Here is a 21,699-nt window from a genome sequence, read left to right as displayed (position 1 = left end):
TAACAACTATGAACGTTTCTATTATATTAATTATTCTTTTAATTGGTGCATTTGCCACTTATTTTGTTGGTGACAAACTAGCTTCAAAAGTTGCTTTGTTCTTTAGTTTAGCGGCTTTAGGCTGTTCTTTAGTATTGTTAAGTCATTTTAATGCAGGTGAAAACATTAGTTTTGTCAACGCCTGGATTACACAACCTAAAATTTCGTTCGTTTTAAATGCTGACGGATTAGCAATTGCAATGCTTTTGTTAACTGTTGCGCTAACTCCAATCATTATATTTTCCTCTTTTGGAAATGAATATAAAAATGCAAAAGGTTTTTATGCCTTAATTTTATTTATGGCCTTTGCCATGACAGGAACTTTCCTTGCGGCAGATGGACTTTTATATTATATTTTTTGGGAATTATCACTTATTCCTATATATTTCATTGCCCTTATTTGGGGTAATGGTGATGCTGAAGAACGCAGAAAAGCAGTTGTTAAATTCTTTATTTACACACTTGCAGGATCTTTATTTATGTTGATTGGTTTTATATATTTATATACAAAAGCAAAAAGCTTCCTTATCGAAGATTTATATAAATTAGATTTATCAGCAAATGAACAGCTTTGGATTTTCCTGGCTTTCTTTTTAGCTTATGCTATTAAAATTCCAATTATTCCTTTTCATACATGGCAGGCAAGCGTTTACCAAAAAGCACCAACTGTTGGAACAATGCTTTTATCTGGTATTATGCTAAAAATGGGATTATATAGTGTTATTCGTTGGCAATTGCCAATTGCGCCAATTGCAGCAAAAGAATACATGAACATTTTTATTGCCTTGGGAATCGCCGGCGTTATTTACGGATCTATCGTTGCTTTAAGACAAAAAGATTTAAAGAAATTATTGGCTTATTCATCATTAGCTCACGTTGGGTTAATTGCTGCCGGAACTTATACTTTAACAATTGATGGTTTACGCGGAGCCGTTTTGCAAATGATTGCACATGGTTTTGTTGTAGTTGGTTTATTCTTTGCTGCTGAAATTATCTTTAGAAGATTTGAAACGAGAGAAATTGATGCAATGGGCGGAATCCGTATTCAATCTCCTAAATTTACTTCAATGTTTTTGATTTTGGTTTTGGCTTCGGTTGCTTTACCAAGTACTTTTAACTTTATTGGAGAGTTTACCGTTTTATATAGCCTTTCTCAAATTAATGTTTGGTTTGCTGTTTTAGGCGGAACAACAATTATTTTAGGGGCTTATTATATGCTTAAAATGTTTCAGAATGTAATGTTGGGAGAAACAAATTCTAAAACTTTTGCAGATGTTTCTGTTAATGAAGGAATATCATTTGTGGTAATTATTGCGGTTTTAATATTCTTCGGATTTTATCCAAAACCAATTACAGATTTGATAACACCAAGTTTAGAAACTATTTTAAACGTTATCAATAAAAATTAAAGTTTAGAATAAAGATTAACGTTTTTTGATCATCAGATTTTTATCTGACAATTAAAGTTAAGTTCATTATAGAAAGAAATTAAAAATATATTTTAAATAAAAATAAATTAGGGCGTCATTAGTTTTAGATTTCCTAAATCAAAAAAACAAAAATGAATACATTAATAGCTATAACAGGATTGGGTATTTTCTGCCTATTATTTGAAATTCTTAATTTAAGAAAAGCCATTATTCCATTTACCATAATTGGATTACTGGCTGTTTTGGCACTTAATTTTTCAGAATTTGGTACAACAGAAAGTTATTATAATAACATGATCACAGTGAGTAAATTCTCTACTGCTTTTTCATCGCTGTTTATTATTCTGACTATTTTCCTGATAGCGCTTAGTCATAATTTTTATGAAAACCACCCCACTAAAATCTCAGATTTTATTGCTATAAAAATATTTTTATTAGCAGGAGGTGTTGCCATGGTTTCTTTTGGTAATCTGGCTATGTTTTTCTTAGGAATCGAAATTCTATCTATTGCATTATATATTTTAGCAGCGAGTGACCGTTTGAATTTAAAGAGCAACGAAGCTGGTATGAAATACTTTTTGATGGGATCTTTTGCATCAGGAATTATTTTATTTGGAATTTGTCTGATCTACGGAGCAATGGGAAGTTTTGATGTTGCTGAAATTCACGAAAGTTCATTGTCTGCAGAATTACCAATCTGGTTTCCTATCGGAATGATCTTAATGATTATTGGTATGTTCTTTAAAATAGCAGCAGTTCCATTTCACTTTTGGGCTCCTGATGTTTATGAAGGTTCTCCGGCTTTAACAACAGCCTTAATGAGTACATTAGCCAAAGTAATAGCTATAGCAACATTATTTAAATTAATTTCGGGATTAAATTTCATTCCATCGCTGGATAATCAGGAACTCTTAGGAACTTTTGAAAATATTGTCGTGATTGTATCTATTGCGTCAATGACTGTTGGAAACATTATGGCATTACGTCAGGTAAATGTGAAACGTATGCTGGCATTCTCAGGAATTTCGCATGCTGGTTTCATGTTGATGACTTTCTTAAGTATTTCTACTTCTGCAGGTGTACTATTATATTATACTGCAGCATACGCTTTAGCGGGAATTGCATCTTTTAGTGTGATCTTATATGTTTGCAAAAATCAGGACAACGAAGATATTACCAACTTCCATGGTCTTGGAAAAACGAATCCTTTATTGGCCGCTATTTTAACAGGATCACTGTTATCTATGGCTGGTATCCCAATTTTTTCAGGTTTCTTTGCTAAATTATTCTTGTTTGATCAAACGATTCAGGCTGGTTATATCGCATTGGTAATTGTGGCTGTTATTAACTCAATTATTAGTGTTGGATATTATTTTAAACTAATTCTTGCAATGTACTCTAAAGATGCGAATGAAGAACGTACCGGAAAACCATTTCTTATATATGCTGTTGCCGTGATCTCCATTACACTAAACATTGTACTCGGATTATTTCCTTCATTAGTTTTAGATTTATTGAAATAAAAAATCATTAAAGACATATAGAAAATCCATTCATTAAATGAATGGATTTTTTTATTTTAAGATGAATTTATTCAGAAGAAAAAATCATGTTAAAAAAAATGAAGAACTAATTGCACATCAAAAAAACTCCATATATTTGGGATCAATTAAATGTATTAAAATATGAACTTCAATTCAAAAAATCCATTTTTAAGCAACAAGCGTTTTTCATCAAATGCTGTGTCAAAAGCTGAAGAGGTACACCAGGCACAAATTATTGATTACAATCAGGAAATGAGTGTTTCGGGTACAATCAATAAAACAGCTATTTTATTTTTAATTTTATGCGGAGCTGCTATGGTAACATGGTGGATGGCGTTTAACGGAATTAATATTATGTTGCCAGCAATTGGCGGTGCCGTTGTTGGACTTATTTTAGTTGTAGTTTCTGCATTTAAACCACATCTTTCTCCTTATCTTGCTCCCGGATATGCCTTGTTTGAAGGACTATTTATTGGAGGTATATCGGCTATTTTTGAAGCAATGTATCCTGGAATTGTGATTAACGCTGTTGGTGCAACTTTGGTTACCTTTTTAGTTTGTTTAGGTCTATATAAATTTAGAATTGTAAAAGTAACAGAACAATTCAAATCAGTAGTTGTTGCCGCTACATTGGCAATAGCCACTTATTATTTAATTTCATGGCTGGTATCAATGTTTACAAGCTTTACTCCTGTACATCATGGAAACTCTATGATGAGTATTGGAATTAGTGTTTTTGTAATTATTATTGCTGCATTGAACTTATTTCTAGATTTTGATCAAATTGAAAAAGGAGTACAGCAAAGAATGCCAAAATTCATGGAATGGTATGGCGCAATGGGTTTAATGGTAACATTGGTTTGGTTATACATTGAATTTTTAAGATTATTATCAAAATTATCCAGTAAAGACTAATCTCTTTTAATCATAAAATTAAGGCCTTTTTGAAAATCCAAAAAGGCCTTTTTTATTGGAATTATTAGGAACTCTCCAAATCGCTTTTTTATTGGATTATTGTTGTAATTTAAATTCTGCACAATATATTATCAATAAAAATTTGAATGCTAAAAAGCAAAAATCCATTCTTGTTGGTCAAAATTTAAATCAAAATTGATTCCAAATTATAGGACCGGTACCTATTTCAGGTTAAAATTAACAATCTTTTTCTTTATTTTTCTTCCTTTTCCCTATTTTGGTCAAATCTCCTATTTATCTTTATAATATTTATTTATAATATTTAAAATATGCTGAAAAGTGTAGTAAAAATAAGACCTAAGCAATATTTAGAATGTTATGTAATAAATTACAATTAATGCAATTTATTACATAATACATAAATAAATAGATTATTTTTTATAGTATATGTTTTTTTATGACAAAAATATTTTGAATATCGAAATTTTATTTATTTTTGTGTAATCGATTACAATAAAACCACTTTTTGTAATTAGTAAATAACCACAAATTATTCTTTACTAACCTTAAACCAACTATTATGAAAAAAAACTTACTAATTTTGATGTTTTTGCTAACCATACAATCATGGGCACAGCAAATTACCGAATCTACTGGATGGCTCGAATCTGTATTTGTAAAATGGCAACCTGTAAGCAATGCGCAATCGTATAATGTATACTATACAGGTGAAGGAATTACTGATCGAAAAATCGACAATCAGCTTATTCGCAGTTATGGATCTTATTTCCGTGCAGATATTCCCGGACTAAAAGCTGGTACCTACACCGTAAAAATAAAACCTGTAGTTTCAGGAACAGAAGGAACAGGCACCACGACAGGCTCTCTTACAGTGAAAGCACAAGACAGAACTGGCTTCGCTTTTTCAAACGGACGTGTGCCAGGTGGCTACAATGCTGATGGTACGCTAAAAAGTAATGCTGTAATTTTATACATTACAGAACAAACAAAAAACACCGTATCATTAAATGTTACGGGAGCAACAACAAATCCCTGCGTTGGTTTACAAACTATTTTGGACGGATACAAGAAAGGTCAGGATTTGCGTCCATTAATTGTTCGTTTGGTGGGACAAATTACAGATCTATCGTATATGCAAAGTGGCGATATAGCGATAGAAAATAATAAAAACGCATCCAGCTATATTACTTTTGAAGGTATCGGGAACGATGCTGTAGCGGACGGATGGGGAATAAGAATTAAAAACGCTTCTAATATCGAAATCAGAAATATTGGAACTATGAACTGTAATAGCAGCGAAGGTGATAATATTGGATTACAACAAAACAACGATTATGTCTGGGTACACAACTGCGATTTATTCTATGGAGATGCAGGAAGCGATGCAGATCAGGTAAAAGGAGACGGAGCTATGGATTGTAAAAAATCAACCTATGTTACGTTTTCATACAATCACTTTTGGGATTCGGGAAAATCAAATCTATTAGGATTAAGTGAAGGAACAACTGCGGGACTATACATCACATATCATCACAATTGGTACGACCATTCTGATTCTCGTCATCCTCGTGTGCGCTATTATTCTGCTCACGTTTATAACAATTATTATGACGGAAATTCAAAATATGGAGTAGGATCAACATTAGGTTCATCTGTTTTTGTTGAAAATAACTTTTTTCGCAATTGCAAATATCCAATGCTAACTTCGATGCAGGGAACTGATGTATATAATGGTGCTGAAGGAACTTTTTCAAGCGAAAATGGTGGAACAATAAAAGCATTCAACAACACGATTAGCGGGCAAACACGTTTTGTAGGTTATGACGCAAGCACAAATCCAGTTGAATTTGATGCTTATATTGCTTCAACAAGAAACGAAACTATCAGCAGTAGTATAAAATCTAAACAAGGCTCTAATACTTACAACAACTTTGATACTAATTCAAGTGTTATGTATTCTTACACTCCTGATAGCCCTGAAACTGCAAAAACAAATGTAATGCAATATGCAGGGCGTGTTTCTGGCGGAGATTTAAAATGGACTTTCAACAATGCTGTAGACGATACTGCAGATGCTGTTAATACGGCTCTTAAAGCTGCCCTCGTAAATTATCAGACGACTTTAGTATTTGTCCAGGATGGTACGAATAATCCTCCTGTAAGTTCTCAAACTTTAACTTCAACTCCAAACAATAATCAAACTGTGACAACTGGCACAGCAATTGGTTCTATTGTATTTACATGGGGAGGAGACGCTACTGATGCAACTGTAACCGGTTTACCGGCATCAGGAATAAGTTTTGTAAAAAACACAACAGCAAAAACAATTACAATTACAGGAACACCAACTGCAAATGTAACCTATTCTATTGCTACAACAGGAACGGGAACACCGGCAACAGGATCTGGAACTATAACGGTTACAACTGCTTCGGCACAAACTTTAACTTCAACTGCCAATAACAATCAAACAGTTGCAAGCGGGACTGCAATAGGTTCGATCGTATTTACATGGGGAGGTAGCGCAACAGATGCCACTGTTACAGGATTACCTGCATCCGGAATTAGTTTTGTAAAAAATACAACAGCAAAAACGATCACAATTACCGGAACACCAACTGCAACTTTATCTTATTCAATCGCCACAACCGGATCATCAGGATCAGCTGCAACCGGATCGGGCACAATAACGGTAACGACAAATAATCCAGGGGGAAATGAAATACACAATTTTACAACTTCAGGAAAAACGAGTTCTTTCTACAACATAACAGGAAATCTCTCTACAACAAAAGGAACTGTAACTTACAATGGCTTAATATTGACACAATGTCTTAAAATTGAGTCGTCTACAAGCATAACTTTTACAACAACGCAGCCAAGCACTTTGACTTTGGTATTTGTTGAAGCGGCAGGAACAATTAAAGTGGACAACGTAGATAAAACTGCTTCAGGGGGAATTGTGACTGTGACACTTGCTGCAGGGAGCCATACAATAACAAAGAAAGATACTGCTAATTTATTTTATATGAGCACACAATATAGCGGAAGTACTTTACGTATAGCAGATACACCAACTGTAGAAGCAGAAACTGCAAAAGTCGTTTTATATCCTAATCCTGTTACTAATGTATTGTATCTCTCTAATTCTGACCAAACAGTAGAGAAAATCGAGATTTACAATATTTCGGGTACATTGGTCAATTCATCAGGAAAAAATACTGAAAGTATCGATATAAGTAAACTTATTCACGGAACTTATCTTGCGAAAATTTACACATCCAATGGTACAATTAATCAAACCATTCTAAAGAAATAATAGCAAACTAAATTTTAAAAGAAAGGCTTCCATATTTGGAAGCCTTTCTTATTAATTATCATTTAATTTAACTACAAATCAAATTTTATACCTTGTGCCAATGGCAAACTTGTTGTATAATTAATGGTATTGGTTTGGCGGCGCATATAAATTTTCCAGGCATCAGAACCTGATTCACGCCCGCCTCCTGTTTCTTTTTCTCCACCAAAAGCTCCGCCTATTTCTGCTCCTGAAGTTCCGATATTAACATTTGCAATACCACAATCAGAACCTACAACAGATAAAAATCTTTCTGCTTCACGTAAATTATTCGTCATAATAGACGAAGATAATCCCTGACCTACTCCATTTTGAATTTCGATTGCATTATCTACATCACCCGAATATTTAATTAAATATAAAACCGGCGCAAATGTCTCATGCTGTACAATTGCAAATGAATTTTGAGCCTCGGCAATTGCAGGTTTTACGTAACATCCACTCTCATATCCTTCGCCTGAAAGCACACCGCCTTCAACTAAAATTTTTCCTCCTTCGGCAACAACTTTATTTAATGCAATTGCATACATTTCAACCGCATGAGTATCGATTAGCGGTCCAACGTGATTGTTTTCGTCAAGCGGATTTCCTATACGTAATTGCTTGTAGGCCGCAACCAAAGCATCTTTTACTTTATCATAAATACTTTCGTGAATAATCAAACGACGTGTTGATGTACAACGCTGACCAGCAGTTCCAACAGCACCAAAAACAGCACCAATTACGGTCATTTTAATATCTGCATCCGGAGTTACAATTATAGCATTATTTCCTCCCAATTCTAAAAGCGATTTTCCTAAACGTCCTGCAACTGCCTGAGCAACAATTTTCCCCATTCGGGTTGAACCTGTAGCTGAGATTAAAGGAATTCGTGTATCTGCCGTCATTAATTCTCCTATTTTGTAATCGCCATTAATCAGGCATGAAATACCTTCTGGCAAATTGTTTTCTTTGATAACCTGAGCAATAATATTTTGACAAGCGATTCCGCATAAAGGAGTTTTTTCAGAAGGTTTCCAAACACAAACATCACCCGAAATCCAGGCTAAAGCTGTATTCCAAGCCCAAACTGCAACCGGAAAATTAAATGCAGAAATAATCCCTACAACTCCCAATGAATGATATTGTTCATACATACGGTGTCCAGGTCTTTCAGAGTGCATCGTTAATCCGTGTAATTGACGTGATAATCCAACCGCAAAATCGCAGATATCAATCATTTCCTGAACTTCACCGTAACCTTCCTGCAATGATTTTCCCATTTCATAAGAAACCAATTTACCAAGAGCTTCTTTATTTTGACGTAATTTTTCTCCAAACTGACGTACAATTTCTCCACGTTGCGGAGCAGGAATCAAACGAAATGTCTTGAAAGCTTCCGTAGCAGCCTGCATTACTTTTTCGTAATCTTCCTGAGTTGACATTTTTACCGAGGCAATTAATTTTCCGTCAACCGGTGAAAAACTATCTAAAACTTCTCCTGACGAAAAATTATTGATCCCTGTTGATGTTCCTTCATTTATCAATTTGATGCCCAATTTATCCAGAGCCTCATTCATTCCAAATTGCGATGCTATTGTTGTCATTGTAACTTTTTTAGTTAAAATTGTTATATTTTCATGTAAAGATATTGTTTTCGAGCTGAAAAACAATCTAAATGAGATTTTAAAATAAACGTAAATTTAGCGTTATTTCATATGAATTTTAGAAATATGCCCTTATTTATTCGCTTTAATTGATGAAATTTGCATTATAAAATTATCCAGACATGACTATTTTCAATCGATTTTTACTTTGTTTCCTTTTAATATCTTTTAATGCATTTTCTCAAAAAGAACAAAAAGCATCATTCCAAATTGTTCCTTTAGGAGTAAAAGGCGGAATTGACGAAAAAAATCTATCGGCTTATTTGTTGGCTCCGGCCAACACAAAAGATTTTATCTGTCTTGACGCGGGAACTGTAAATGCAGGAATTGAAAAAGCAATTGAAAACAAAGTTTTTAAAGCTTCAACAAGTGAAGTTTTACGAAAATACATAAAAGGATACTTGATATCGCACGCACATTTAGATCACGTTTCTGGTCTAATAATTAATTCCCCAGCCGATTCTTCAAAAACAGTTTATGCTACGAATAAATGTATGGAAATGATGGAAAACCATTATTTTAACGATCAAACCTGGGCCAATTTTGGAGATGCCGGAGTTGGTTTTCCTTTGAAAAAATATCATTTTCAAACTTTGAATATTGGAGAAGAAACTCCTTTAACGAATACAAAAATGACGGTAAAAGCGTTTCCGTTAAGTCATGTAAATCCGTTTGAAAGCACTACTTTTTTAATAAAGAATGGCGAAGATTATGCTTTGTATCTTGGCGATACAGGACCTGATGCTGTAGAAAAAAGTACTGATTTACGTGATTTATGGACAGCAATTGCTCCACTAGTAAAAAACAAACAATTGAAAGGAATTTTTATCGAAGTTTCTTTTCCAAATGAACAGCCCGATAAGTTTCTATTTGGCCATTTGACACCTAATTATTTAATGCAGGAAATGCATGTTCTTGAAGAACTGGCCGGAAAAGATACTTTAAAAGGTTTTAAAATTATCATTACGCATTTGAAACCACCAACAAAAAATATTATTAAAATTAAAGAGCAAATTAAAAATCAAAATGATTTAGGATTGAAGATTATTTATCCTGAACAAGGAAAGCGTTTTGAGTTGTAGTTTTTTGCCACAGATTATTAGATTATAAAAGATTTTTCTTGTGTAGACCTTTGTCAAAGTTTAAAACTTTGACAAAGGTTTTTGAGTTCAATCTACAATTAAGATTTATATAATTCCTTTATTTTTCAGCTCAATAAGCATTTCTTCATGAGTAATAAATCGACCTTCTTTAATATCTAATTTTCCTTGTTCTATTTCTGCTTTTAATTCTTCAAGATGAATTTCTTTAATGATATTCTCAACAGAAGTAGTTTCCTTTATTTCATCTGGATTTTTCATTCTAATTTTATTTACTCATTAAATTTTATTTTGAAAACTAATGCCCTAGCCCCGATAGAAGTGGAAATCCTTTTGTGTTCGCCGCTGCGGACACAAAAAGATTGGAACGAATAGCGGGATTAGCTCCTAAAAAAATTATTTCTTCGCAACAAATCGAGGATCACTTTCCATTACTGTTCCGCAATTATCGCAGGTTCTTAAGTCTTCAGAATTATAGAAATGTTCGAAATGCGGCAAAAAGTCTTTCTCAATATTATGTAATTCAAAAAACACTTCATAAAGTTTATGATTACAATTATCGCAATGCCAAAGCAATCCATCAGTATAGCCTTTCCCGGCACGTTTGCGTTCAATTACCAAACCTATTGAACCTTCGGAACGAACAGGAGAATGCGGAACTTTTGCAGGATGCAAATACATATCGCCTGCATTCAGTTCCATTTCCTTGCGCTCGCCATCTTCCTGAATGACAACTTTTATATTACCTTCAAGCTGATAAAAAAGTTCTTCAGTTTCATTATAATGATAATCTTTTCGGGCATTTGGACCTGCAACAATCATTACAATATAATCACCGGAATCTACATAAAGATTTTTGTTTCCAACAGGCGGTTTAAGTAAATGACGGTTTTCGTCGATCCATTTGGTAAGGTTAAAAGGTTTTGCTATTGCCATTTTATTTGAAGTATGTTTTATGTAGCTAAGTTAATGAAAAGTTTTCAGTCGCAGTCGCAGTTTTCACTACTAAAAACTGAAAACTGAAACTCAAACTGTGGCTCATCTCATCTCTTTTATCAAATAAATATAGACCGGAAAGTGGTCACTAAAACCAACTTCTGTCAAAGTATGCCGCAACGGATATCCCTTATATTTACCCGACGTCTGAATGAGATAAGATCTGTTGAAAATACCTGCTTTCCAAAATTTAAATGATTCAAAATCAGGATTAATCAATGATTTTGACACTATAATCTGGTCAAAAATATCCCAGGAATCCCGAAAAGCCAAAGTTCCCATCCCTTTATAAAACATTTCTTCAAAGGGATTGAAAACGCCAAATTCTGGAACATCTGCTTTTTTGGCTTTTGCGCCCAAAGCTTCTTTTACGCTTTTATTATAAGGCCCATCATTTAAATCTCCCATTGTAATTACTTTGGCATTAGGATTTATACGCTGTAGCGAATCGATAATTCTTCTGTTTAATTTGCCCGCTTCTTCCCGAAATTTACTCGAAGCTTTTTCTCCACCAGAGCGCGATGGCCAGTGATTGACAATTATACTTATTTCTTCGCCTTCTAAATAGCCCGTCACTAAAAGCTGATCTCTTGTAAAAACCCTATTATTTTGAGGTTTTATTTTTACTTCCTCGTTTTCAGTTTCATCCTTTTCCTCTTCCTTGATTGCTTCTTTATTTTTGAAAATATATAAAGGTATGTTTGAATAGGATGTTGGTTTAAAATATTTCTTCTGATATAATAAAGCTACATCAATCCCTCTTTTATCCGGCGAATCGAAATGAATGATTCCGTAATCAAATTTAAGCAATTTGGGTTCTTTGATCAAATCTTCCAAAACACCTCTATTTTCAATTTCAGAACCACCAATTATTGTTGGTGCATTTGGGTTTTCGGGAGTTCCAATATCTGACAAAACAATCGAAAGATTTTTTAATTTTTGCTGATATTTTGCTTTCGTCCAATTTTGAACTCCGGCTGGCGTCCACTCGTCGTCATGTGTAGTTGGGTCATTTATAGTGTCAAATAGATTTTCGAAATTATAAAAAGCTACAGTATGAATAGTGTACTTTTTAGACTGGGCTTGTATATTTAATATTGAAAGGACGAATATTAATAAGAACTTTAACTTAAGCGTGTGCATATATTTTGATTGAATAAAAATCTAAAGTAAAGAATAAAATTATCTGTAAGAAATTTATATTAAATTTAATTTTCATTTGGCATTTTTTTATTGTAATTTCTCTTGTAACTTGCTGACTCAATTCTTCTATTCAAAAAATGAAAAAAATCTTTTTTGCTCTTATTTTATTTACCTTTTCTAATGTTTTTTATTGTCAAAAAAATAGCGCACTTGCCGACAGCATCAGAATAAAATATCATATTCCTGAACTGGCTTATGCTGTTGTTTCATCTGATACTGTTTTAGAAATTGAAAGTTTAGGAAATCAAAGAATTAATACTGATTTTAAAGCAAAAATTGATGATCGATTTCGTTTAGGATCAATCACAAAAACAATCACAAGCTATTTGGCAACGGTTTTGGTTAAAGAAGGAAAAATAAAATGGGACACCAAATTCTTTGATTTATACCCTGAATTAAAAGCAAAAAGCAATCCGGAAACTTACGATTTTACTTTACAGGATTTCATCACTTTTAGAGCCAAACTAAGTATTTGGTCGTATGGAAATGAAACGCCAACCCAAAAAGAAATTAAAGGAAATAACCAACAACAGCGTTATGAATTTATAGCCTGGTTTTTACATCAAAATCAGAATGTAAAAAAACAAGATGTTTATTGGTCAAATCCAAGTTATGTTGCTGCTGGATTAATGCTCGAAAAAGCAACAGGCAAAACTTATGAAACTCTGGTAAAAGAATTAGGCAAAAGTTTAAATATCGATTTTGATTTTGGTCAGCCAAATTTAAAAGATATTAATCAGCCCTGGGGACATGATGAAGATTTAAAACCAGAAGCTCCGGCATTAAATTACAAACTCAACTGGCTTTCATCGGCAGGAAATGTAAACCTTAGTTTGCCTGATTATTGTAAATTTACACAAATGCAATTGCAGGGTTTATTGGGGAAATCAGAACTATTAAGCGCCGAAGAATTTAATAAAATGCATTACGGTTTACCTGAATTTTCGTTTGGATGGGAATCAGAAATCAAAGAAAATAACAAATTACGATATTCATTTCACAACGGAAATCCGGGAACTTTTTTAACCAAAGTGTATATTTGCCCTGCAATTAACAAAGCTTTTATTCTTTTTGCCAATGTTCAATCTGAAGAAGCAGATAAAGGATTAATGCTTCTTTTAGAAAAATTGCAAAACAAATATGGTGGTTAATCAGTTAACCAAAATCTGATTTAAAAAATAATTTATAATTTTAAGGAAAAGAAAAAATATGAAAACGAACAATTTACGTCACATGAAGAAACACTTTGGTTACTTTAAATTCGTATTTCTTATTTTTGCCTTACAATCATTCACCTGTCAATCTCAACAAAACATGATAACACCACCTTATTTACAAAAAGGAGATACTGTAGCCATTTTAGCAACTGCCAGAAAAAATATCGATGACAACCTAAAACCAACAATCGATTTATTGCATAGTTGGGGTCTGGAAGCAGTTGTTGGAACTACAATTGGACTCGATTTTAATCAATTGGCAGGAACTGATGAACAACGTGCAACTGATTTTCAAAAACAATTAGATAATCCCAATATCAAAGCAATTTGGTGTGTTCGTGGCGGTTATGGAACTGTTAGAATGATTGATTTACTTGATTTTACCAAATTTAAACAACACCCAAAATGGATTATTGGTTTTAGCGACGTTACTGTTTTACACAACCATTTAAACACGATGGGTTACAAATCTATTCATGGTGTAATGCCCGTAACGATCCCGCGTGCGACTCCTGCAGCTATCAGCTCAATGAAATCGAGCTTGTTTGGTGAACCGCTTTCCTACTCTGTTGGACCTGATAAAATGAATCGTTTTGGAACTGCAACCGGCGAATTAGTGGGCGGAAATCTGTCTATTTTATATAGCTTATTAGGTTCACAATCGGCAATAGACTGCAAAGATAAAATTTTATTTATTGAAGATTTAGATGAATATCTATATCATATCGATCGTATGATGATGAATTTACGCAGAAATGGCTGTATCGAAAACCTAAAAGGTATAGTTGTTGGCGCGATGACCAAAATGAAAGATAACGAAGTGCCATGGGGAAAAAATGCTGTTGAAATTGTAGATGATGTTACTAAAAAATACAATATTCCGGTAATTTTTAATTTCCCTGCAGGACATATTCAGGATAACAGAGCTTTAATTATGGGAAGCACGGTTACAATTGATGTAAACGCATCCAGTAGTACGCTTACTTTTAAAAAATAATATAAACTCAAAATAGCCACGAAGTCGCAAAGACGCAAAGAAATTAACTTTGTGTCTTTGCGACTTCGTGGCTAAAAAGCAAAAATGGCAGAACACAACGAACTTGGAAAAAAAGGAGAAGAACTTGCGGTAGAATATCTCCGTGAAAATGGTTATAAAATACTCGATAGAAACTGGATTTTTCAGAAGGCAGAAATAGATATAATTGCACAAAAAGATAATTTTTTAGCGGTAATAGAAGTCAAAACAAGATCAAGTACAGATTTTGGATTGCCACAAGATTTTGTCAAGCCAAAAAAAATTCAATTATTGGTAAAAGCAATAAATGCCTACATAAACTATAGGGAAAAGGATTTTGAAGAAGATTTAGAAATTCGTTTTGACATAATTGCCGTACAAAAAAAGGATGAAACATTTGCAATTGAACATCTTACAGACGCTTTTTACCATTTTTAACATAATTTTTTATTGTTATATTTGTAACAAATTGTTTTTTTATTTATATTTGCAAGGTTTTATAACAACCCTATTAAACTAAACCAACCCAATTACGTTACAAAAAAAAAAAAGAATTATGAAAACCGTTTCATCAATTGTAGAAAATTACATCAAAACAAAGCCATTTCTATTAAACGCATTGTCGCTTGGAATTATCAACTTAACTTCTCTGTCAAGGAACATTATGACCGAGCTTGAAAGTGAATTTGGTAAAGAAGTGAAACAAGGCGCTGTTGTAATGTCGCTAAAACGGCTCACAGAAGAATTAGATTTTAAATTGAACCACAAAATTAATAAGGTAATTAAGAATATTGGTGAGATTACAGTTCGTTCTGAATTGACAGATTACACTTTTGCAGCTTCAGAAACCGTATTGAACAAACAAGCAGATTTAATTTCTGATATTAATGTTTTATCTGATATTTTTTATACCTCATCTCGTGGTGTAAATGAAACTAACATCGTGGTTAGCAGCAGTGTAAATCATTTGGTTGAAAAACATTTTATGCGCGAAAAACTAATTCAGAAATTAGATAATCTGGCTTCGATAACAGTAAAATTACCAAAAGAAAACATCGTAGTTCCTGGTATTTATTATTTCATTTTCCAGCGTTTGGCTTGGGAAGGAATCATTATAAATGAGGTAATTTCGACTTCAAATGAATTCACCATTTTAGTTGGAGAAGATCAGGTTGACGTTGCTTTTAAAGTAATTAAAGATTTGAAAAACTAATTTGAATAAAAAATAGAATCTTAAAATTCTTCTTCATAAATCCTTTTGTCTTTTAGATAAAAGGATTTTTTCTTTTCATCCTATTGTAAATTGGGCCATGTTTAAAGTTAAGCATAAGAATATTCCTTTTAAATATCAGCATTTACAGCTTTTTAACAAATTTCATTAAAAATTTTATAAACCAGTAAAATCAATTCCTATGCGCCGTTACTAGGGATTCGTTAAAATTTTATTAAAAAAATTTTAATTATATTTTTTTATATGCTATTTGTTGCGAATTATATTTTTATATATTTGCTAACCCGTCAACAAATAAACTACTCATTTTACAGTATCCTAATATAATTAGAATTAAATAAAGACTAATTAAATTAATGTTAGAAGCGAAAAACAATAGCGAAAAATTATTGGTTAGTGCACTCAAAGATGGTAACGAAAAAGCATTTCGTCAACTTTTTGATTTATACTACCAAGACATCTATGGTTATAGCATTAGCATTTTAAAATCAAAAGAAGCTGCGGAAGAAAATGTGCAGGATGTTTTTATGAAAGTCTGGCAGAATCGGGAGAAATTAAATCTGGAACAATCTTTTAAGGCCTATATTTTTACAATTGCCCGAAATCAGGCTTTTAATTTCTTAAACAAAGCAGCAAACGAAGTGCTTCTTAAAGAAGAGATTTTCTATGAAAGCCAAAAATCCCATGAATATGGTGATTACTCGATTCGTGAAGAAGATTGCAAAAAACTTCGAAAAGAAGCTATGAATCAATTACCGCCAAAACGGAAACAAATTTTTAAAATGTCACGAAAGAAAGGCATGAGTTACGAAGAAATAAGTCAGGAACTCGGCATCTCTATAAATACAGTCAGGAACCAAATGAGCAAAGCATTAGAATCGATGCGAGTCTTTTTCCAGGTTCATGATGAAATTATCTAAACCAAAATACGCTTTAACCATCAAAATCACTCTTTCGGGTGATTTTTTTTGTTTAACCGCAAAGAGTTCCGCAATATTGTCATCCTGACGAAGGAAGGATCACATTCGAGACTCCGCATGCTATATCGCCAACCTTTGTCGAGTTACGAGTGCGATCCTTCCTCCGTCAGGATGACAAAAAATGCGTTTAAATAAAAAATCCGCGACAATCTGTGTTTTCGCAAGGCGAATCCGTGTTATCCGCGTTCAATTTTGCGGGTTAAAACACAGTACGTCGCTTTCTTCATGCAATTTTCCTTCGCCCGAAATGACAAAACTGTTTGTTTCTTCGAAAAAAAAATCACAAAAGCCCTAACAAAATCAGTACTTCACGCATTTTTTTTATCATCAATATGTTAAAATTAAAAAATTTACAACGTCTGAATAGTACTCAACTTTCTTTCAACTGTATTATATAAAACCCGAACTAAAATCAATTCGTAATGAATTCAAATTCTGAAATAAAAGATCTTTTACAAAAGTTTGTTTTAAACCAATGCACACCCGAAGAAACAAACGAGGTAATTGCGTATTATAAAAAAAACAAGCTTACGGATGATTTCCCTTCTGTAGAAGATATCAAAAATCTTTTGGGCGAAATGCCAAAAATGAGTCAGCAAACTGCCGATGGTATTTTTATGAATATTTTGAGTTCATCAAAAGAAAATGAAACTACTATTGATATTGCTCCTAAAAAATCCCACTTCAAAAAATACATTGCAATTGCTGCTTCGGTTGTGGTTTTATTGGGAATTGGATTTTTCTACAAACAGAATATCCAAAACAAAATATCTGAACCAAAATTCGACTTTAAAAGCACTGATATTGTTTTGCAATTGGAAGACGGAAAAGTGCAGATCATTCATGAAGATAATTCTGTTCAGGTTTTGGATTCAAAAGGAAATGTGGTTGGAAATCAAGCTGGAAACAAATTGGTTTATGAAAATAATTCAGATTTAGAGAAAGTTTCGTACAACACAATTAAAATTCCGTATGGAAAAAAATTCCAATTGCAATTGTCAGACGGAACGCTTGTTCACCTGAATTCAGGAACAACTTTAAAATATCCTGTAAGATTTATTGCGGGCGAAAACAGACAGGTTTTTCTTGATGGTGAAGCCTTTTTTGATGTTGCCAAAGATAAAAAACATCCTTTCATAGTAAACGCTGACAACTTGAATGTACGCGTTTTAGGAACTCATTTTAATGTTTCGAATTATCCTGAAGATGCCGCAACAGATGTTGTTTTGGTTGAAGGTTCTGTGGGAATGTACAATACAAATGAAGAATTTAATGCTGATAAAAACACGATTCTTAAACCAGGTTACAAAGGAAGTTTCAACAGAGAAAACGCCTCAATTATAACAAAACCCGTTATTACAGACATTTATACTTCATGGATAAACGGCGGTTTGACTTTTAGAAATATGACTTTCAAAAATATTATTACAAAATTGGAAAGACGCTATAATGTGACGATCATCAACAAAAACGAAAAACTGGCCAATGAAAAATTCAACGCAAGTTTTAAAGAAGAATCAATAGAAAATGTAATGAGTTATTTTAATGATATTCATGGCATTAATTACACAATAAAAAACAATCAGATAGTAATTAAATAACCACAAAAACATGACAAACTATGAAGAACTAAAAGTACAGGAATAAAAAAATCGGAAAGAGCTGCGAACAATTTCCGATTTACTAAGTGATTGAATATAACGAATTAACTACAATCAATTAACAAAATTATGAAAAAAAAATCAAAGAATACTGGGTTTTTATACCGAGTGTTCCAAAATGACCTAAAATTGAAACTAACTACATTACTTATTTTGGTCGCCATGTTTAATATTAGAGGAAATACTTATGCCCAAAAAACAAAAGTTACCCTCGAATTAAACAATTCAACAATCGAAAAGGTTATTGAGACCATTGAACAAAAAACAGATTTCAGGTTTATTTACAAATTAAACGACATTGATCTTGATCGCGTCATTTCAATTTCGGTAAAAAACCAAACTATTGATATTGTTTTAAATAAACTTTTTAGAGGAACTCCAACCGAATTTAAAGTTCGAGATACACAAATTATACTTAAAAAACCGGAATTAAGAACTGAAAATATTCAGTATGAAAAAGTAACTGTTTCGGGAATTATTACTGACGAAAATGGTTTGCCATTGCCCGGCGCTTCTGTTATCGAAGAAGGAACCAAAAACGGAATGGTAACTGATTTTGACGGAAAATACAAACTTACTGTTGAAAGCAGTGCATCTGTAATCGTAGTATCTTTTATAGGATATAAAGAGAAAAAAGTAACAGCAAATCAAAATATTATCAATATTCAGCTTCTTCCGGATGCTACTAACCTGCAGGAAATTGTAGTGGTTGGTTATGGTACTACAGCCAGAAAAGATGTTACCGGAGCAGTTTCTTCAATTGCTGCAAAAGATATGAACCAGGGCGCCATTGTAAATCCGTTATCGTTGATTTCAGGAAAAGCTGCGGGTGTAAATATTACGCAAATTGGTAGTGAGCCAGGTTCAGGACCAAGTGTTCGTATTCGTGGTATTTCTTCCTTAATTGGAGGAAATGATCCGCTTGTTGTTGTTGATGGAATTCAGGGAAACATGGATTTATTAAATCAGGTTCCGCCAAGTGAAATCGAAAGTATCGATGTTCTAAAAGATGCTTCGGCTACAGCAGTTTACGGTTCAAGAGGAGCGCCCGGAGTTATCATTGTAACTACTAAAAAAAATAAAGCGGGAAAAACAACTATGGAATATATCGGCTATACTTCTATAGATTTTATTCCGAAAAAACTAGAAATGCTTGACGCAAACCAATGGTGGGAAACTGCGCAAAGTGTTGGTGTTCCGGCATCTGCAAATCACGGTTCTGACACAGATTGGTACGGACTTTTGACTCAAACAGGAATTACGCAAACGCATACACTTTCGTTTGGCGGAGGAACTGATAAATTCAATTACAGAGCTTCTATAACTGCAATTATGCAGGATGGTGTTGTAATTAATTCAAACAACCAAAAATATATTGGGCGCGTTCAGGCAACGCAATTGGCTCTTGATGACAAATTAAAACTGACTTTTAATTTAAATACAGGAGTAAATAATGTAACAGGAAGTATTGCCAAAATTGGTGCTGTTTCTTATCAGTCCAACTTAATTACAAATTCATTATTGGCCAGACCAACAGATCCGGTTTATAATACTGACGGAAGTTATTTTACTGATTCAACCGTATTTCAATACTTAAATCCTTATGCAGCAGCACAGTCGGTAAAGAATGAAAAACAAGAAGATAATTTATTTGGAAGTTTAAAAGCCGATTTAGATTTGGGTAAAGGATTCTCTGCAAACTGGTTTGGAAGCTGGAGAAAAACAAATTCAACTCAAGGTTATTTTTTGCCTGTATCGTCAACAGAAGCTTTTGCAGTTGAACAAAAAGGATACGCCAATATTGATAATAAAAGACAAAACGAAAAATTAACCAATTTCAGTCTTACTTATAAAAAAACTTTTGGGGTTCATAGTTTTAATGCGTTGGCTTTATACGAATGGCAAAGTCAGACCTATCAGGGAAATTTTGCTCAGGCAAGAGGTTTTATTAGTGATGAAGCAACTTACAATGCACTTCAGTTTGGTGATTTGTCAAAAGTAAGACCCTCAGATATTAGATCTTATAAAAACGACAGGTCTTTAGTTTCTTATTTAGGAAGATTAAACTATTCTTTATTAGATCGTTATTTACTTACAGCAAGTATCAGGCGAGATGGTTCATCGGTATTTGGTACAAACAACAAATGGGGAAATTTCCCTTCAGCATCTGTTGCGTGGCAAATAAACAAAGAGTCATTTATGCTGAATCAAACTTTGTTTAATGAATTAAAATTGCGTGTTGGCTATGGTGAAACCGGTAATCAGCAAGGTCTTTATCCGCAAACTTCATTACCGCTAGTGGATAGTGCAGGAACTACCTACTTTGGAGGAGCGCTTATTACCAACTTTGGAATTTCTCAAAACGCAAATGCTGATTTGAAATGGGAAACTAAAAAACAAACTAATTTAGGTCTTGATTTTTCTCTTTTCGACGGAAGACTAAGAGGTAGCGTAGACGTTTACGATTCCAGAACAGATAATTTATTATTTAATTATACGGTACCTCAGCCTCCTTTTCCATTCAAGGAAATTAAAGCAAACGTAGGAAGTATTTCAAACAAAGGTTTGGAGATTGCTCTTGGCTACGATGTCATCAGAACTGAAAACAGCACACTAACATTAGCCGGAAACGTTTCTTTTATGAAAAATGAAGTGCTTAATTTAAGCGGAAGCATTAACGGTATTCCATTAAATACTGATTATGTGGGATGGGGAGCGGCAAACTCTTACTTAGTGCAAGGGAAACCAGTTGGTGCGTTTTATATTTTAGAGCATACCGGCGTAAACGACAATGGTGTGGAAACAGTTTTAGATCGTGACGGAAACGGCCTAATCGATCAGGGTGTTAAAAGTCCGGATCGTTATTATGCAGGTTCAGCATTGCCAACGTACACCTTTGCTTTTAATCCATCTTACCGTTATAAAAACTTTGATGCTTCGATGTTAGTAAGAGGTTCCGGAGGAAATAAAATTTACAACGCGCTGAACCAAAACTTAAGTATGCTGGAAAATACCGGTAAATCAAACATTTTAGAAAGTGCTGTCGACAAAGGAATTCACTCTTCTCCATACGGATCTGATGTATGGCTGGAAGACGGTTCATTTGTACGTTTAGAAAATCTTACGGCCGGATACACTTTCCGTTTTACCGATAAATATATAGACAATGTTCGACTTTCTCTTACAGGAAACAATTTATTGCTGATTACAGATTATACAGGTGTGGATCCTGAACTGAACATCAGCGGAAGTGGTGATCCTAATGATAATTTTGGTGGAGACCGAGGAATTTATCCGCGTACCAGAAGTGTTGCATTTGGTTTGACTGTAAAATTTAAATAGT

Annotated in this window: 16 protein-coding genes; 12 read left to right on the top strand and 4 right to left on the bottom strand. The window is 33.5% G+C overall.

What is annotated here, in order from left to right; translation table 11 throughout:
- Nucleotides 1-8 precede the first annotated feature (8 nt).
- From SD960_RS06440 to SD960_RS06425, 4 genes are all read left to right on the top strand, one after another.
- Nucleotides 9-1,448 (top strand): NADH-quinone oxidoreductase subunit M, encoded by a 1,440-nt coding sequence (locus SD960_RS06440; protein WP_318801652.1) that lies wholly within the window; start codon nt 9-11, stop codon nt 1,446-1,448.
- Nucleotides 1,449-1,600: 152 nt separating this feature from the next.
- Nucleotides 1,601-2,992 (top strand): NADH-quinone oxidoreductase subunit N, encoded by a 1,392-nt coding sequence (locus tag SD960_RS06435; protein ID WP_318801651.1) that lies wholly within the window; start codon nt 1,601-1,603, stop codon nt 2,990-2,992.
- A 162-nt stretch (nt 2,993-3,154) separates the two neighbouring features.
- Nucleotides 3,155-3,928 carry a Bax inhibitor-1/YccA family protein gene (locus tag SD960_RS06430; RefSeq protein WP_318801650.1) on the top strand — a complete coding sequence of 258 codons (774 nt, stop codon included), beginning with the start codon at nt 3,155-3,157 and terminating at the stop codon, nt 3,926-3,928.
- A 580-nt stretch (nt 3,929-4,508) separates the two neighbouring features.
- A complete protein-coding gene (locus SD960_RS06425) occupies nt 4,509-7,268 on the top strand; it encodes a T9SS type A sorting domain-containing protein (RefSeq protein ID WP_318801648.1) in 2,760 nt (919 codons plus the stop codon).
- A gap of 71 nt (nt 7,269-7,339) precedes the next feature.
- Here the strand turns inward: SD960_RS06425 and SD960_RS06420 are convergent, their stop codons facing one another.
- Nucleotides 7,340-8,893 (bottom strand): aldehyde dehydrogenase family protein, encoded by a 1,554-nt coding sequence (locus tag SD960_RS06420; RefSeq protein WP_318801647.1) that lies wholly within the window; start codon nt 8,891-8,893, stop codon nt 7,340-7,342.
- Between the two features lie 182 nt (nt 8,894-9,075).
- On the opposite strand from SD960_RS06420, the gene SD960_RS06415 reads away from it, so the two are divergent.
- Nucleotides 9,076-10,035, top strand: a complete 960-nt coding sequence (locus SD960_RS06415; protein WP_318801645.1) for a 3',5'-cyclic-nucleotide phosphodiesterase — start codon at nt 9,076-9,078, stop codon at nt 10,033-10,035.
- A gap of 105 nt (nt 10,036-10,140) precedes the next feature.
- On the opposite strand, the gene SD960_RS06410 is transcribed toward SD960_RS06415, so the two are convergent.
- The 3 genes from SD960_RS06410 to SD960_RS06400 all read right to left on the bottom strand — a co-directional run bounded on the left by SD960_RS06410 (nt 10,141) and on the right by SD960_RS06400 (nt 12,192).
- On the bottom strand, nt 10,141-10,314 hold the full coding sequence (locus tag SD960_RS06410) for a hypothetical protein (protein ID WP_318801643.1): 174 nt from the start codon (nt 10,312-10,314) through the stop codon (nt 10,141-10,143).
- Between the two features lie 135 nt (nt 10,315-10,449).
- Nucleotides 10,450-10,989 (bottom strand): 3-hydroxyanthranilate 3,4-dioxygenase, encoded by a 540-nt coding sequence (locus SD960_RS06405; RefSeq protein WP_318801642.1) that lies wholly within the window; start codon nt 10,987-10,989, stop codon nt 10,450-10,452.
- A 102-nt stretch (nt 10,990-11,091) separates the two neighbouring features.
- Nucleotides 11,092-12,192, bottom strand: a complete 1,101-nt coding sequence (locus SD960_RS06400) for an endonuclease/exonuclease/phosphatase family protein (protein ID WP_318801640.1) — start codon at nt 12,190-12,192, stop codon at nt 11,092-11,094.
- Nucleotides 12,193-12,329: 137 nt separating this feature from the next.
- Here SD960_RS06400 and SD960_RS06395 point away from each other — a divergent pair, with 137 nt between their 5' ends.
- The 7 genes from SD960_RS06395 (at nt 12,330) to SD960_RS06365 (ending at nt 21,698) form a co-directional block, all read left to right on the top strand.
- The gene (locus tag SD960_RS06395; protein WP_318801639.1) at nt 12,330-13,403 is read left to right on the top strand and encodes a serine hydrolase domain-containing protein; all 1,074 of its coding nucleotides are present in this window, start codon (nt 12,330-12,332) and stop codon (nt 13,401-13,403) included.
- A 163-nt stretch (nt 13,404-13,566) separates the two neighbouring features.
- Complete coding sequence (locus SD960_RS06390) at nt 13,567-14,466, top strand: LD-carboxypeptidase (protein ID WP_318801638.1); 900 nt, start codon at nt 13,567-13,569, stop codon at nt 14,464-14,466.
- Between the two features lie 84 nt (nt 14,467-14,550).
- Complete coding sequence (locus tag SD960_RS06385) at nt 14,551-14,922, top strand: YraN family protein (protein ID WP_318801637.1); 372 nt, start codon at nt 14,551-14,553, stop codon at nt 14,920-14,922.
- Nucleotides 14,923-15,040: 118 nt separating this feature from the next.
- A complete protein-coding gene (locus SD960_RS06380) occupies nt 15,041-15,697 on the top strand; it encodes an aspartate kinase (RefSeq protein WP_042564741.1) in 657 nt (218 codons plus the stop codon).
- A 374-nt stretch (nt 15,698-16,071) separates the two neighbouring features.
- Nucleotides 16,072-16,635: an RNA polymerase sigma-70 factor gene (locus SD960_RS06375; protein WP_318801635.1), complete on the top strand. Its 564-nt coding sequence runs from the start codon at nt 16,072-16,074 to the stop codon at nt 16,633-16,635.
- A gap of 482 nt (nt 16,636-17,117) precedes the next feature.
- Nucleotides 17,118-18,296 carry a FecR family protein gene (locus SD960_RS06370; RefSeq protein ID WP_318801634.1) on the top strand — a complete coding sequence of 393 codons (1,179 nt, stop codon included), beginning with the start codon at nt 17,118-17,120 and terminating at the stop codon, nt 18,294-18,296.
- A gap of 189 nt (nt 18,297-18,485) precedes the next feature.
- Nucleotides 18,486-21,698 (top strand): TonB-dependent receptor, encoded by a 3,213-nt coding sequence (locus SD960_RS06365; protein ID WP_318801633.1) that lies wholly within the window; start codon nt 18,486-18,488, stop codon nt 21,696-21,698.
- Nucleotide 21,699 lies beyond the last annotated feature (1 nt).

Origin of the sequence: Flavobacterium sp. MMLR14_040 (assembly GCF_033657265.1) — a bacterium.
Lineage (GTDB): Bacteria > Bacteroidota > Bacteroidia > Flavobacteriales > Flavobacteriaceae > Flavobacterium.
The sequence above is the reverse complement of the archived record's forward strand: the minus strand, read 5'-3'. Positions and strand labels throughout refer to the sequence as shown.